Consider the following 14320-nt stretch of genomic DNA (forward strand, 5'->3'; position numbering starts at 1 on the left):
GAGAGGTGAGCACCCATGGCTAAAATACGTACAGGTCGAGTTGGCGAGCAGATTAAGAAGGAACTAAGCCTACTCATACAGACCGAATTAAAAGACCCACGTATCGGTTTTATTACGGTGACTGGTGTCGATGTCACAAACGATTTGTCCCAAGCGAAAGTATACTTGAGCGTACTTGGAGATGAAGAACAAAAAACTTCTTCTCTGAAGGCGCTGGACAAAGCGAACGGTTATCTTCGTTCTGAACTTGGCAAACGGATACGGCTTCGCCATATTCCTGAGCTGATTTTCAAAATTGACGAATCTATTGCTTATGGCAGCCGAATTGAAAAGCTGTTGAGTGATATCGACAAGGATGAGAAATAGGAATTTTTGTTAGTCTGAAGAACCATGAACTGAATGTAAAGGAGACGGCAATGCATACCTATGAACAGGCGCTTCAACAAGCGAAGGAATTTATTCTGGAGCATGATGATTACCTGATCGTATCGCATGTACAGCCGGACGGAGACGCAGTCAGCTCCACCGTAACGGTGGGCTGGCTTCTCTCATGTCTGGGGAAGAAATTTACCATGCTGAATGAGGGACCTATTCCTAAACGCATGGATTTTTTATGGCATGCCGATGAGATTATGGATATGAGTCAACAACCGCCAGAACGGAAATACAACCGGATCATTTGTGTAGATTGTGCGGATTACCGTCGTGTTGGTTTGACAGAGCAGTTTTTTACGGAAGATGCCATTATTCTGAATATCGATCATCATCCAACGAACGATGCTTTTGGTACGGTTAATGTGATTAAGTCAGATGCTGCGGCAACAGCGGAAATCCTTTTTGATTTATTGGAAAAGTTTGCAGTAACTTGGGATGTCGAAGTAGCAACAGCTGTATATACAGGGTTGTTAACAGATACGGGAGGCTTCCGCTACTCCAATACTTCACCGAAAGTGATGTCTACGGTATCACAGCTACTTGCTTATGGTGTAGATGGCCCATTTTTGTCCGAGAAATTGCTCGAGGAAATGACATTTCCCCAAATGAAAGTACTAACCAAAGCATTGCAAACGCTCACGATGTCGGAGGACGGTAAAGTTGCTTGGGTCGTTGTAACACCTGATGATATGACGGAATGTGGTGCTGTAAATGAGGACTTGGAAGGCATCGTGAATTATCCAAGAAATATTCGTGGGGTTGAAGTCGGCATTTTCTTTAAAGTTATTAATGATCAAGCGACCAAGGCTAGTTTGAGATCGGCAGGGAATGTTGATGTAGCTGCGCTGGCTCAATCATTTGGGGGCGGCGGACATGTACGTGCGGCTGGCTGTCGACTAGAGGGTAAGCTGGAAGATATCATTGAGACAATTGTAGGGCGGGTGAAGTCTGAGCTATGAACCCAATAAAGAAGGAACAGGCAACTTGGGAAGGTGTTCTACCTGTTTATAAACCTGCTGGATTTACCTCTCATGATGTGGTGGCCAAGGCTCGCCGTTTATTGGGGATGAAGCGAATAGGACATACTGGGACACTAGATCCGCAGGTAACCGGTGTTCTGCCCTTGTGTCTGGGACGCGCTACCCGAGTGGTGGAGTACATGCAAGAGCGACCCAAGGAATACCGGGCTACACTGCGCTTAGGCATTGCCACTGATACCGAAGACCTGACTGGGACAATAACAGAAGAGAGCGAACGTCCGGTTGAGGTGACCGAAATGGAAGCCAAAGCGGTTTTGGAGCGTTTCGTTGGTACGATCTCCCAAGTCCCACCCATGTACTCTGCCCTCAAAGTAGATGGAAAACGTCTATACGAGCTGGCTCGAGAGGGCAAAACCGTGGAGCGTAAAAGTCGTGAAGTGAGCATTTACGAGCTGGAAATGACGGGATTTGCGAAGATGGGGGCGCATGTGGATATTTCTTTTCGTGCTTTATGCTCCAAAGGTACTTACATCCGTACACTATGTGTTGATATTGGCCGTGAATTGGGATATCCTTCAACAATGGTTAAGCTGGAGCGAACCATGTCTGCGGGAATTTCTGCAGAACATTGTTTAACATTTGAAGAAATTGAGCGCTATGTAGCCGATGGTAGCCTAGGTGAGCGGCTTATCGCCACCGATAAAGCAATTGACTATATGCCTGAGCATACAGTGGCTGAATCCAAGGCAGCTGCGGCTCTGCAAGGCCAACGCCTGTCGCTGAGTATGATTTCACCACCAGTGACAGACAACCAGCCTTTCCGATTATATAAAGAGGATAAAACGTTTTTAGGCATATATGGACGGGATGAATCAGGTGCGATCGCTCCAATTAAAGTTTTTTTAAGTTTGTAGAATTTATAAATTTTCAGCGGAGCTGAATCATTCTATAATCGCCAGAGATTTTCTCCTAGACTGCGGCCTGGCTTCTGTGAAATTATGCTGATAGACGTTTTTCACCTTGAATTGTGCTATAATTTTTGACGAAGTTAGTCAAATGATGTGAAATGCAGGTGAATGAATATGATTACCGTATCGTTATCTTATCCTTTGAGTGATGAGCTATTGCAGCAATGGGGACGTCCACAAGTCACGGCGATCGGCCAGTTCGACGGCCTTCATCTGGGACATGCAAGCGTGATACGCAAGGCCGTCGCGCTCGCTCGCGAACAGAAAGTGCCAGTATCTGTCATGACATTTCACCCTCATCCGAAGGAAGTCATGAAAAAAGGCGATTATGAAGGTTATTTAACACCGCTTGCGGATAAGCAGACTATTCTGTCCGATATGGGTGTGGATGTACTTTATATTTTAAGTTTTAACGAAGAATTTTCCAAGGTTAGCCCGGAGGCTTTTATAACAGACGTGTTACTTCCATTACAAATTCTAACGGCGGTAGTAGGTTTTGATTTTAGGTTTGGCCACCGGGGAGCCGGGCATGAGGATACGCTTCGGAAGCTGGGAGGAGAGCTGATGTCTGTCTACACTGTACCACCGTTCGAACTGGATGGGGATAAGGTAAGCAGCTCAGGCATTCGCCGTGCTTTACAGACGGGGGATTTAGCACATGCCTCGCGCTGGTTGGGACGCCCTTATCGTATCCAGGGTACTGTGATGGATGGTGAGAAGCGCGGACGCACAATCGGTTTTCCGACAGCTAATCTCAAGCTGGATGATTCTTATGTCATTCCGGTTAAGGGTGTATATGCTGTACGAGCGCTCATAGGTGATCATTGGATAAATGGTGTAATGAATGTAGGGGTTAAGCCTACTTTTCATGAAGGTGTGCTGAATCCGTCGTTTGAGGTACATCTTTTTGATTTTAATCAACAAATTTATGGGGAGTCTGTGCTCGTTGAGCTTCACCATTACATCCGCCCTGAACGCAAATTCTCTTCAGTGGAAGAACTGATCAGCCAAATTGGCAATGACGCACAAACGGCTAAAAAGCTGTTGGGCTAATTTATTTACATAAGACAGGCGCTGTGTTATACTGACTTATGTTGTGTAAACAACGATGAACCTTAGCTTGGTTGTCCGCTTTCACCGGCGGTTACGAGGCTAATGGCGATTATAATGAAGGAGGTGAACAGGATGGCATTGACTCAAGAGCGTAAACAGCAATTGATCGAGGAGTACAAAACTCATGAATCCGATACAGGATCACCTGAGGTACAAATCGCTATCCTTACTGAAAACATCGTCAACTTGCAAAGTCACTTTCGTTCGCACAAGAAAGACCATCACTCCCGCCGCGGGTTGTTGAAAATGGTCGGTCAGCGTCGTAAACTTTTGGCTTACCTGAAGAAGACTGATGTTAAACGTTACAGTGCGTTGATCGAGCGTCTCGGACTGCGTCGTTAATTTTCAGACATGTAATGAGAAAAGAAGCCTGGTTGTTCACCGCTTGTCCCTGCTAAGGCGACGGCGGACAGCAGCCGGGTTCTTTTTTGAAATGAGGAATCTTTTTTTGAATTACATATCCTATTTTGTCTGTGAATTTCTTATGAATAAGACCTGCGCAGGAAATACTGGATGTGTATAGAACTTTTACAATGAAATGAAATGGAGGGATACCATGGAGCAACGCGTAGAAATGCAACTCGGCGGAAGAAAGCTGGTGCTTGAAACAGGACGTCTTGCAAAACAAGCCAATGCGGCAGTTAAGGTGAGTTACGGAGAAACAGTTGTGCTGTGTACTGTGACCGCTTCCCGTGAACCGAAAGATTTGGACTTTTTTCCGCTGACCGTGAACTATGAGGAAAGATTGTATGCTGTGGGGAAAATTCCTGGCGGATTTATTAAGCGTGAAGGACGCCCGAGTCAAAAGGCGATTTTATCCAGTCGTTTGACAGACCGTCCAATTCGCCCATTGTTCCCTGAAGGTTTCCGCAATGATGTGCAGGTGTTAAACCTAGTCATGAGTGTTGATCAGGATTGCGAACCAGAAATTGCAGCCATGATTGGAACCTCAGCAGCACTCAGTATTTCGGATGTTCCTTTTAACGGTCCAATTGGCGGAGTTGCTGTAGGTCGTGTAAACGGACAATTTGTGATTAATCCAGATATTGCACAGCAAAACACAAGCGATCTGTATCTCGTTGTAGCTGGAACAAAAGATGCCATTATGATGGTAGAAGCAGAAGGCGATGAGATTCCAGAGGAAGTTATGCTCGAAGCTATTATGTTCGGACATGATGAGATTAAGAACATTGTGGCAGTTATTGAACAATTGGTGCAAGTAGCAGGTAAAGAGAAAATGCAGGTTAAGCTGCATGCTGTTGATGAAAAAGTGAACAGTGAAGTACGTGCTTATGCAGCTGATCGTTTGGTGGAAGCCGTTAAAATTGCAGAAAAACATGCCCGTCAAGAGGCGATTGATGCAGTTAACGAAGAGACCGTTGCCCATTTTGAAGCACAATACATAGAGACACCTGAGCTTTTGAGTGATGTGAGCGAAGTTCTCTATGATATCGTTAAGGAAGAAGTCCGTCGTCTGATTACGCATGATAAAGTGCGCCCTGATGGTCGTAAGCTTGACGAAATTCGTCCAATTGAAAGCGACACTAGCATTTTGCCGCGTACGCACGGTTCAGGCTTGTTTACACGTGGGCAAACGCAGGCGCTTAGCGTTTGTACTCTTGGTGCACTAGGGGATGTACAAATTCTGGACGGTATTGATCTGGAAGAAACCAAACGCTTCATGCATCATTACAATTTCCCTCCATTCAGCGTAGGTGAGGCTCGTCCATTGCGCGCGCCGGGTCGTCGTGAAATCGGACATGGTGCTCTTGGTGAGCGTGCGCTTTCCAAAGTAATTCCTTCCGAAACTGAATTTCCGTACACGATCCGTCTGGTTTCCGAAGTGCTGGAATCGAATGGATCGACCTCACAAGCTAGTATTTGTGCAAGCACACTGGCGATGATGGATGCAGGTGTACCGATTAAAGCTCCAGTTGCAGGCGTAGCTATGGGATTGATCAAGGATGGAGATCATGTTTCCGTACTGACGGATATTCAGGGTATGGAAGATCATCTGGGCGATATGGACTTTAAAGTTGCTGGTACTGCGGAAGGCGTAACTGCCATTCAAATGGATATTAAAATTGACGGTATTGACCGCAATATTTTACAGGATGCGCTCAAGCAAGCCAGAGAAGGACGTTTATTCATTCTTGGAAAAATGATGGAAGCGATCCAGAAACCACGTGAGCAATTGTCTCCGTATGCTCCAAAAATTATGACAATGCACATTAACCCGGATAAAATCCGTGATGTTATTGGAGCTGGTGGTAAAATCATCAACAAGATCATCGAAGAAACCGGCGTGAAAATCGATATTGAACAAGATGGTCGTGTGTTCATCGCTTCTACAAATCAAGAGATGAATGAGAAGGCGCGTTCCATTATTGAAGGTATCGTAAAAGAAGTCGTGGTCGGCGAGATTTACATCGGTACAGTCAAACGAATTGAAAAATTCGGCGCATTTGTTGAAATTTTACCGGGTAAAGATGGTCTGGTTCATATTTCTCAACTGTCTACTGAGCGTGTAGCCAAAGTTGAAGATGTCATTGCTATTGGTGATACGATTACAGTGAAAGTAACTGAAATCGATCAGCAAGGTCGTGTCAATTTGTCCCGTAAGGCAGTACTGACGGCTGAAGCTCCTGCTAAGTCCTAGGTTGTGGTTCGTATACCACAGGGAGTCTATACGTTTGTACAAAATAAGGGGTTTGAATAGTATTAATTAAGTTTGGAAAGAGGCAGAGCTACGTTTCTGGCTCTTTTTTCATACATATGCACAAGCTGCACCTAAGTGGGCTTCTATTGCTTACTACGTCATAGATCTTGTCCTTCTCGCATACAATGTGGACAAACGAGCGGGAGGATGAAGGAATGATGAGTAGGGTGAAACGAGCAGTGTGGGTGGTAGCCACTTTAGCCATCACACTGGTAATTGGGCAGTTTAGCGGGGTTCGTGACTACGCTAGTCAATTACGCAATGGAGACGCTACAGGAGCCGAAGAGCTTGAAGCTACACCCACGATGGCGGTAGTAGCTTTGCCTGATAATGCGCTTATGCAGCGACTAAAGACAGAAGCAACGCGTCAGCGAAGAGAACCAGTTGATGCTAAGATAGACAGGGTGTGGAAGGCTATTCCAGGTTATAACGGACTGGAGGTCGATCTGGATGCTACCTATCGCAAAGCCATTGCAGCTCCAGATCGGCCTATTCAATATGTATATCGCCAATTGGCACCCAAAATACATTTAAATCAACTGGGTAATGTCCCAATTTACAGGGGCAATCCCGAAAAACCAATGGTTTCCTTCATGATCAACGTAGCATGGGGGAATGAGTTTATCGTGCCTATATTGGATACATTGGATCAGGAGAAGGTTAAGGCTACATTTTTTCTTGATGGAAGTTGGCTGAAGAAAAATCCTGAACTCGCCAAGGAAATTCAAAGAAGAGGGCATGAGCTTTCGAATCATGCTTACTCTCATCCTAATATGAGTCGTTTGAGCCGAGCTAGAGCCGTACAAGAAATCGAAAAGACGGAAGAGCTTCTTCAACAAACTTTAGGTGTCAAAAATAATTGGTTTGCCCCTCCATCGGGTGACTTTAATCAACAAACAGTGGATATAGCAGCAGAACATGGGCTCAAAACAGTGTTGTGGACATTGGACACCGTAGATTGGAAACATCCGTCACCGCAATCGGTGGTTCATAAAATTAACAGCAAGGTTGAGTCAGGCTCCCTGATATTGATGCACCCAACAGATTCGTCTGCTGCTGCTCTCAAAGGCATGATTCATGCCATCCGTAGTAAAGGACTTGTACTTGGAACTGTTAGTCAGACGCTTTCTCCTGATCGGCAGCTACCAGCTCCGGTTGAGTGAATGTCTTTTTTCTGTTAGGATTGAACATTATGGCTAAGTATGCAATTCAGTTTAGGAGGGCCAAGCGTGGAAAGAATTCAACTTAAAAACGGCCTAAGAGTGGTCATCGAAAAAATTCCAACCGTGCGTTCTGTTTCTTTCGGCATCTGGGTTAAAACCGGTTCCCGGAACGAAACATCGGACAATAGCGGTATTTCTCATTTTATTGAACACATGCTTTTCAAAGGAACAGAGCGTTTTAGTGCTAAGGAAATCGCTGAGCAATTTGACGCCATCGGAGGAAATGTTAATGCTTTCACTTCGAAGGAATATACGTGCTATTATGCAAAAGTGCTAGATGAGCATCTACCGATCGCAGTCGATGTACTGTCTGATATGTTCTTTAATTCCAAATTGGATCAGGAAGAGCTAGCAAGAGAGAAAAATGTGATTTTGGAGGAAATCTCCATGTACGAGGACACACCTGATGATATGGTGCACGATCTTGTTTCTCGCGCGGCCTATGGTGAGCACCCACTGGCTTATCCGATTCTCGGAACCGAAGATCACCTGCTAGCTATGGATAGCTCACATCTCAGCCATTATATGAAGGAGCACTATACAATTGATAATACAGTTATCAGTGTGGCTGGTAATGTTGACGATCGTCTTTTAGAATTGCTGGAGCAACATTTTGGGCATTTCGATAATCATGGAACCGTTTCGCCACTGACAGTACCTGCGTTTAACGGTCAGCTGTTGTACCATGAGAAAGCAACGGAGCAGAATCACATTTGTCTATCCCTGCCTGGATTTGCAATAGGCGACGATCTCCAGTATGCTATGGTTTTGCTGAATAACGCGATCGGCGGGGGTATGAGCTCACGTTTATTTCAAGAAATTCGTGAAAAACGCGGACTGGCTTATTCGGTCTATTCCTATCATAGCTCCCATGCAGATAGTGGAATGTTCACGATCTACGCAGGCACCGCTCCTAAGCAAACAAAGGATGTGCTCGATTTGACACTGGAGTTGTTGCGAGATGTAGCTGTCAACGGTTTGGACGCTAATGAGCTTCGCAAAGGCAAGGAGCAGCTAAAAGGAAGTCTGATTTTAAGCCTTGAGAGCACTGGTAGCCGGATGAACCGTCTTGGAAAGAATGAGTTAATGTTGGGTCAGCATTATACGCTGGATCAAATGATTGAACACATTGAGCAAGTAACGGCTGATGATGTGAACAAAGTGCTGGATCGGATGTTTTCGGAGCCGTTTGCTCTGTCAATGGTCGGAGCGAGTGATTCAGCGGTTAAGGATATGAGGAGGGACTATTTTGTTAACTTACGTTGAAATTAACAGACTCGGGGGCAATGAAGATATTGAGCTACCCCGCAAAATGTCAGAGCTTGCATCTGGGTTTGACTTGTATGCAGCAGTGCAGGAGGATTTGGTTCTGGAACCTGGCAAACGATGCCTCGTTCCAACTGGATTTGCAATAGCTATGCCAGCAGGATTAGAGGCACAAATCCGTCCGCGTAGTGGACTGGCTCTCAAGCATGGTATTACTTGTCTTAACACACCTGGGACGATTGATGCAGATTATCGTGGGGAGATTAAGGTGCTCCTTATCAATTTAGGCGAGGAACCGTTCACCATTACGCGCAATGAGCGAATTGCACAAATGGTATTTCAGGTTGTGCCTGAGGTCGAGCTGAAACAAGTAGACCATTTGTCTGAAACAGTGCGGGGTGCTGGTGGGTTTGGTCATACAGGACGCTGAGTCTACGATTTACTTGCAAAACCTGTAATCCAATTGATTTTGCAAAAACTTCAATATTACTCGTTTAAAAAGTAAAGCATATACATAAAAGTCGTCCCGTAGAGGGGCGGCTTTTTTTGTGTTTTTTCACCCCTCTCCGGGCATCTGCATAGACTAAAAGCATATCGTGTCTCGGAAAGGAGTGATCCGGATGCTAACAGGAATGCGCATCGTTGTTTTGGGTGGAGATGCGAGGCAGCTTGAGGTAATCCGCAAATGTGTGGACATGGATGCTACCGTCACCGTGGTCGGCTTTGACATGCTTGAAGTACCACTCAAAGGAGTCACACTAGAACCCATGTCTGTCAAGCTGCTGGAATCGTCAGACGCACTGATTCTACCGGTGGTGGGATGCGATGAGGAAGGCAACGTAAATGCACTTTTCGGAGCACAGAAGCTCCAGTTTCTGAATGAGCATGCTGCTGCTCTTCCACCGCATTGCGTTGTATATACAGGGATGGCGCGAGCGTACTTAAAAGAAATATGTACCAGACATGAATTGAAGCTGGTTGAGCTGCTGGAAAGAGATGATGTGGCCATATACAATTCTATACCTACGGCTGAAGGCGCACTGATGATGGCAATTCAGCATACTGATTTTACGATTCATGGTGCAGATTGTATGGTTCTAGGCATGGGACGGACTGGATTTACCATGGCAAGGGCACTACAGGGATTGGGAGCCAAAGTGAAGGTTGGAGTACGGCGGGCAGAGGATGCAGCGAGAGCTGTAGAAATGGGTTGGAAGCCTTTTATGACGAGGGATTTAGCGAATGAGACAAAGGGAGTTGACTTGATTTTTAATACGATACCCTCTATGATTATCACAGCGCAAATCCTGTCTAAGTTGCCACTGAGTACCGTGATTATAGATCTTGCTTCTGCCCCGGGCGGTTGTGATTTCCGGTATGCGGAAAAACGTGGAATTAAGGCTATGCTTGCCCCCGGTCTTCCTGGTATAGTTGCTCCCAAAACTGCAGGTGCCATTATAGCGAATACGCTGGTGCAGTTGTTAATGGAAGACAATCCTGATCGGGGGGATGCGCAATGAGTTGGCAAGGGAAAACAGTAGGTTATGCCATTACAGGCTCACATTGCACGTTTGAAGAGGTAATGCCTGTTATACAGCGCTTCGTAGATGAGGGTGCGAAGGTCGTTCCCATTATATCCAATACCGTACTAACAACGGATACTCGTTTCGGTACTTCGCAAAGTTGGCAAAAACAGTTGAAAGATATAACAGGGAATGATATCATTTCTACAATTGTGGAGGCTGAGCCACTGGGACCCTCCCAAATGCTCGATGTGCTGGTGATTGCACCGTTGACGGGGAATTCGATGAGTAAGTTAGCGAATGCGATGACAGACAGTCCGGTTTTAATGGCTGCCAAGGCGCAATTACGCAATGGTCGTCCACTTCTTTTAGCCATATCTACTAATGATGGACTTGGTCTAAATGCTGCTAATATCGCCAAGTTACTAGTAGCCAAAAACATCTTTTTTGTGCCGTTCGGACAGGATAATCCAGTTAAAAAGCCGAACTCGCTTGTAGCCAATATGGAGTTGATTCCAGAGGCTGCCTATGAAGCATTGCAGGGCAAACAGATTCAGCCGATGATTGTGGAACGCAAGACCCCATGAAGTACTATAGTTAACTGCTGAGCATCCCTCGCCTAGAAGATGATTCGATAATGCATCGAGTCTAATTTCTTGTTGGCGGTGGATGCTTTCAGAATAAAAAATGGTTTTTTAGTCGAGAAGGGGAGATACACCAGATGAGCAATAGAAAGTTTAATGTAGCTGTCGTTGGAGCGACAGGCGCTGTAGGCGAACAGATCGTAAATCTGCTGGAAAAACGAGATTTTCCTGTGGAAAAAATCAAATTTCTTTCTTCGCCTCGTTCTGCCGGCACGTTAATTAGCTTTAAAGGTCAGCAGATTCCAGTAGAGATTGCTACCCCCGACAGCTTTGAAGGAATCGACATTGCTTTGTTTAGTGCAGGCGGAGACGTGAGTAAGGAACTGGCGCCGCATGCTGTTCGTCATGGGGCAGTTTGCATTGACAACACCAACGCATTCCGAATGGAACCGACAGCTCCTCTTGTAGTACCTGAGGTGAACAGCGATAAAATTGCCGAGCATCAGGGAATTATCGCCAACCCTAACTGCTCCACTATCCAGATGGCAGCTGCTTTGAAACCATTATATGATCAATATGGCATTTCTCGTATCATAGTATCCACATACCAGGCCGTATCGGGCGCTGGAAGCCGTGCTATTGATGAATTGAATCGTCAAAGCGCAGCCATTCTTAACGGTGATGAGGTTCAGCCAGATCTGCTGCCGGTAGGTTCGTTGCCAGTAAAACATCAGATTGCTTTCAATGCTATTCCGCAAATCGATAAGTTTCAGGATAATGGCTATACACTGGAAGAAATGAAAATGGTACGCGAAACGAAAAAAATATTGGGTGACGATTCTGTAGACGTAACCGCAACGTGTGTGCGTATTCCTGTTGTATACGGTCACTCGGAATCCGTCTATGTAGAGCTTAAAAAAGATTATGATCTAGAAGAAGTTCGTAATCTGTTGGCTTCCGCACCTGGAGTAACGCTGGTAGACGATCCTGCTGCCCAGCTTTATCCGCTCGCATCCGAAGCGGCAGGAAAACCCGACGTATTCGTAGGGCGTGTACGTCGTGATTTGGGCAATAGCCGTGGTTTGAACTTGTGGGTCGTATCCGACAATCTGCTCAAGGGAGCGGCATGGAACGCGGTGCAAATCGCGGAAATTATTGCTGCAAAAGCGGAGTAACGTTCCTAAAGCCGGGAGTATATGGGGGAAGAATAATGGGTATTTTGGTGCAAAAATTTGGGGGAACCTCGCTATCCACACCTGAAGCGCGTCAACTTGTGCTGGCACATGTGAAGCGGGAACTGAAGCAAAATTTTCAATTGGTTGTTGTTGTGTCGGCCATGGGGAGGAAAGGAGAGCCTTATGCCACGGACACGTTGCTGGATTGGGCGGCATCTAACGGCGACAGTCTTCCGAAGCGCGAACGGGATTTACTGCTGTGCTGTGGTGAAATCATTTCTGCTGCTACATTGTGCAGCCTGATGGAGAAGGAAGGTATCCCTGCTACAGTGCTGACTGGAGCACAGGCAGGCTTTATTACGGATGATCAATACGGCAATGCTCGGATTTTGGATATCAAGCCAGACCGTATTGTGGAAGAACTGAACCAAGGCAGAGTGGTCATTGTGACTGGTTTTCAGGGACAAACAGCTGATGGTGATATGACTACCCTTGGTCGGGGAGGCAGCGATACGTCAGCTACTGCACTAGGTGCTGCTCTACATGCGGATATGGTTGATATTTATACAGATGTGAATGGTATTTTGACCGCTGATCCGCGTATTGTGGAAAATGCGAAGCCGCTTGCACATGTTAGCTATACGGAAATTTGTAATATGGCTCATCAGGGAGCAAAGGTGATCCATCCTCGTGCTGTTGAAATAGCCATGCAGGCTAATATTCCGGTACGGGTTCGCTCTACCTTCTCCGAGGGAGAGGGGACGTTGGTTACCCATCCGGAAGGCTTTAAAGATGTGCAGGCAGATATCGTAGACCGCTTCGTGACCGGTATTGCGTATGTCGGCAATGTTACTCAAATTACTGTTGAATTAAAGTCGGGTTTGGAGCACTTGCAATTACAAGTATTCAAATCTATGGCTGAACACGGAATCAGCGTCGATTTCATTAATGTAACTCCATCAGGAGCGGTTTATACCGTATTTGATAATGATGGAAGCAAAGCGGTTGAAGTACTTAACGGTTTGGGTCTAGAGCCTAAAATACTGGCCGGGTGTGCTAAAGTTTCGGTCATAGGCGGTGGTATCAACGGGGTACCAGGTATTATGGCGACAATTGTGGAGGCATTGACAGAATCAGACGTACAGATCCTTCAATCGGCAGATTCCAACACCACGATCTGGGTACTTGTTAAAAAGGAAGATATGGTGCAGGCTGTACGCGCATTGCATAATAAATTTGAACTCCATCAATAGGCGCATTGTCCGTGCTCGGACTTGCAAAAAAAGGAGGCAGCATGGTGAACTTCGGCAGATTGATTACCGCAATGGTGACACCTTTTGATCAGCAAGGAGAGATTGACTGGACTGCATTGTCCTCGTTGATTGATTATTTAATAGAAGAACAGCATTCAGAGTCACTTGTTGTATCTGGAACAACAGGGGAGTCTCCTACCCTGAGTGATGATGAAAAAATTAAGTTGTTTGCATTTGTTGTAGAAAAAGCAGCTGGGCGATGTAAAATTATTGCAGGGACAGGAAGCAATAACACACGTCATTCCATCCACCTCACACGTGCTGCGGAGCAGGCGGGAGCAGACGGTGTGCTGCTGGTAGTGCCATATTATAATAAACCGAATCAGGAAGGGATATATCAGCATTTCAAAAGTATTGCAAACTCCACATCCCTTCCAGCGATACTGTATAATGTTCCAAGCCGTACCGGTGCCAGCCTAACAGCTGAAACGACACTGCGGCTTGCACAAATTCCGAACATTGTAGGAACCAAAGAATGTGCATCACTTGCACAAGTTACACAGATTGCAGCGGCAGCACCAGAAGGTTTTCTGGTTTATTCCGGGGATGATGCATCTGGATTGCCTGCCATGGCTGTAGGTGCTTATGGCATTATCAGCGTAGCAAGTCACGTGGTAGGTGCAGAAATGAAGCGGATGCTGGATTCCTTTGTAGGAGGACACGCTCAAGAGGCAGCAAAACTGCATCAACAGTTGTTCCCGATTTTTAAGGGCATGTTCGGCTGTCCTCATCCTTTGCCTAATCCGGTAGCTGTAAAGTATGCATTGGAGTTACGGGGGATTAAGGTAGGTTCAGTTCGGTTGCCACTAATCCCGCCTACCGAGGATGAAGCAGAGTTTATTAAGAATTTATTTACCCGCTAAAAAGAAATAGACGAAAGATGTTGATGAATACAAGGAGTATCCTTGTTAAGGGCAGTCGGTAGGTATAATATCGACTGGGTTATTGCCCTGACAAGGTCTTCCGATATGAAGGGCGTTCTTATAGAACGTCCTTTTTGCTATGCTGTTAACCAGGCATG

General features: G+C 45.8%; 14 protein-coding genes. All 14 read left to right on the forward strand.

Annotated features, from left to right (window positions below):
• Positions 1-15: 15 nt before the first annotated feature.
• The 14 genes from rbfA (at position 16) to dapA (ending at position 14162) form a co-directional block, all read left to right on the forward strand.
• A complete protein-coding gene (gene rbfA / locus PPM_RS10105; RefSeq protein ID WP_013370723.1) occupies positions 16-366 on the forward strand; it encodes a 30S ribosome-binding factor RbfA in 351 nt (116 codons plus the stop codon).
• Between the two features lie 50 nt (positions 367-416).
• Positions 417-1394 (forward strand): DHH family phosphoesterase, encoded by a 978-nt coding sequence (locus tag PPM_RS10110; RefSeq protein WP_013370724.1) that lies wholly within the window; start codon positions 417-419, stop codon positions 1392-1394.
• Positions 1391-2329 carry a tRNA pseudouridine(55) synthase TruB gene (truB, locus tag PPM_RS10115; RefSeq protein ID WP_013370725.1) on the forward strand — a complete coding sequence of 313 codons (939 nt, stop codon included), beginning with the start codon at positions 1391-1393 and terminating at the stop codon, positions 2327-2329. The genes PPM_RS10110 and truB overlap by 4 nt, the downstream gene beginning before the upstream one ends.
• Before the next feature lie 168 nt (positions 2330-2497).
• Positions 2498-3436, forward strand: coding sequence for a bifunctional riboflavin kinase/FAD synthetase (locus PPM_RS10120; protein WP_013370726.1), 939 nt, complete (start codon positions 2498-2500; stop codon positions 3434-3436).
• A gap of 132 nt (positions 3437-3568) precedes the next feature.
• On the forward strand, positions 3569-3838 hold the full coding sequence (gene rpsO, locus PPM_RS10125; RefSeq protein WP_007430074.1) for a 30S ribosomal protein S15: 270 nt from the start codon (positions 3569-3571) through the stop codon (positions 3836-3838).
• A gap of 214 nt (positions 3839-4052) precedes the next feature.
• Positions 4053-6155 (forward strand): polyribonucleotide nucleotidyltransferase, encoded by a 2103-nt coding sequence (gene pnp / locus PPM_RS10130; protein ID WP_013370728.1) that lies wholly within the window; start codon positions 4053-4055, stop codon positions 6153-6155.
• Between the two features lie 215 nt (positions 6156-6370).
• Positions 6371-7378 (forward strand): polysaccharide deacetylase family protein, encoded by a 1008-nt coding sequence (locus tag PPM_RS10135; RefSeq protein ID WP_013370729.1) that lies wholly within the window; start codon positions 6371-6373, stop codon positions 7376-7378.
• 66 nt (positions 7379-7444) lie between these two features.
• Positions 7445-8704 (forward strand): M16 family metallopeptidase, encoded by a 1260-nt coding sequence (locus PPM_RS10140; protein ID WP_013370730.1) that lies wholly within the window; start codon positions 7445-7447, stop codon positions 8702-8704.
• A complete protein-coding gene (gene dut / locus PPM_RS10145; RefSeq protein WP_013370731.1) occupies positions 8688-9134 on the forward strand; it encodes a dUTP diphosphatase in 447 nt (148 codons plus the stop codon). Before PPM_RS10140 ends, dut begins: the two co-directional genes overlap by 17 nt.
• 190 nt (positions 9135-9324) lie before the next feature.
• Positions 9325-10224 (forward strand): dipicolinate synthase subunit DpsA, encoded by a 900-nt coding sequence (gene dpsA / locus PPM_RS10150; protein ID WP_013370732.1) that lies wholly within the window; start codon positions 9325-9327, stop codon positions 10222-10224.
• Positions 10221-10814 (forward strand): dipicolinate synthase subunit B, encoded by a 594-nt coding sequence (locus PPM_RS10155; RefSeq protein WP_013370733.1) that lies wholly within the window; start codon positions 10221-10223, stop codon positions 10812-10814. The genes dpsA and PPM_RS10155 overlap by 4 nt, the downstream gene beginning before the upstream one ends.
• A 134-nt stretch (positions 10815-10948) precedes the next feature.
• The gene (locus tag PPM_RS10160) at positions 10949-11986 is read left to right on the forward strand and encodes an aspartate-semialdehyde dehydrogenase (RefSeq protein WP_014599674.1); all 1038 of its coding nucleotides are present in this window, start codon (positions 10949-10951) and stop codon (positions 11984-11986) included.
• 35 nt (positions 11987-12021) lie between these two features.
• Entirely contained in the window at positions 12022-13239 is a 1218-nt protein-coding gene (dapG, locus tag PPM_RS10165; protein ID WP_013370735.1) for an aspartate kinase, read from the forward strand.
• 41 nt (positions 13240-13280) lie between these two features.
• On the forward strand, positions 13281-14162 hold the full coding sequence (gene dapA, locus PPM_RS10170) for a 4-hydroxy-tetrahydrodipicolinate synthase (RefSeq protein ID WP_014599676.1): 882 nt from the start codon (positions 13281-13283) through the stop codon (positions 14160-14162).
• The last annotated feature ends 158 nt before the right edge of the window (positions 14163-14320 follow it).

The organism is Paenibacillus polymyxa M1 (assembly GCF_000237325.1).
GTDB classification, from domain to species: domain Bacteria; phylum Bacillota; class Bacilli; order Paenibacillales; family Paenibacillaceae; genus Paenibacillus; species Paenibacillus polymyxa_C.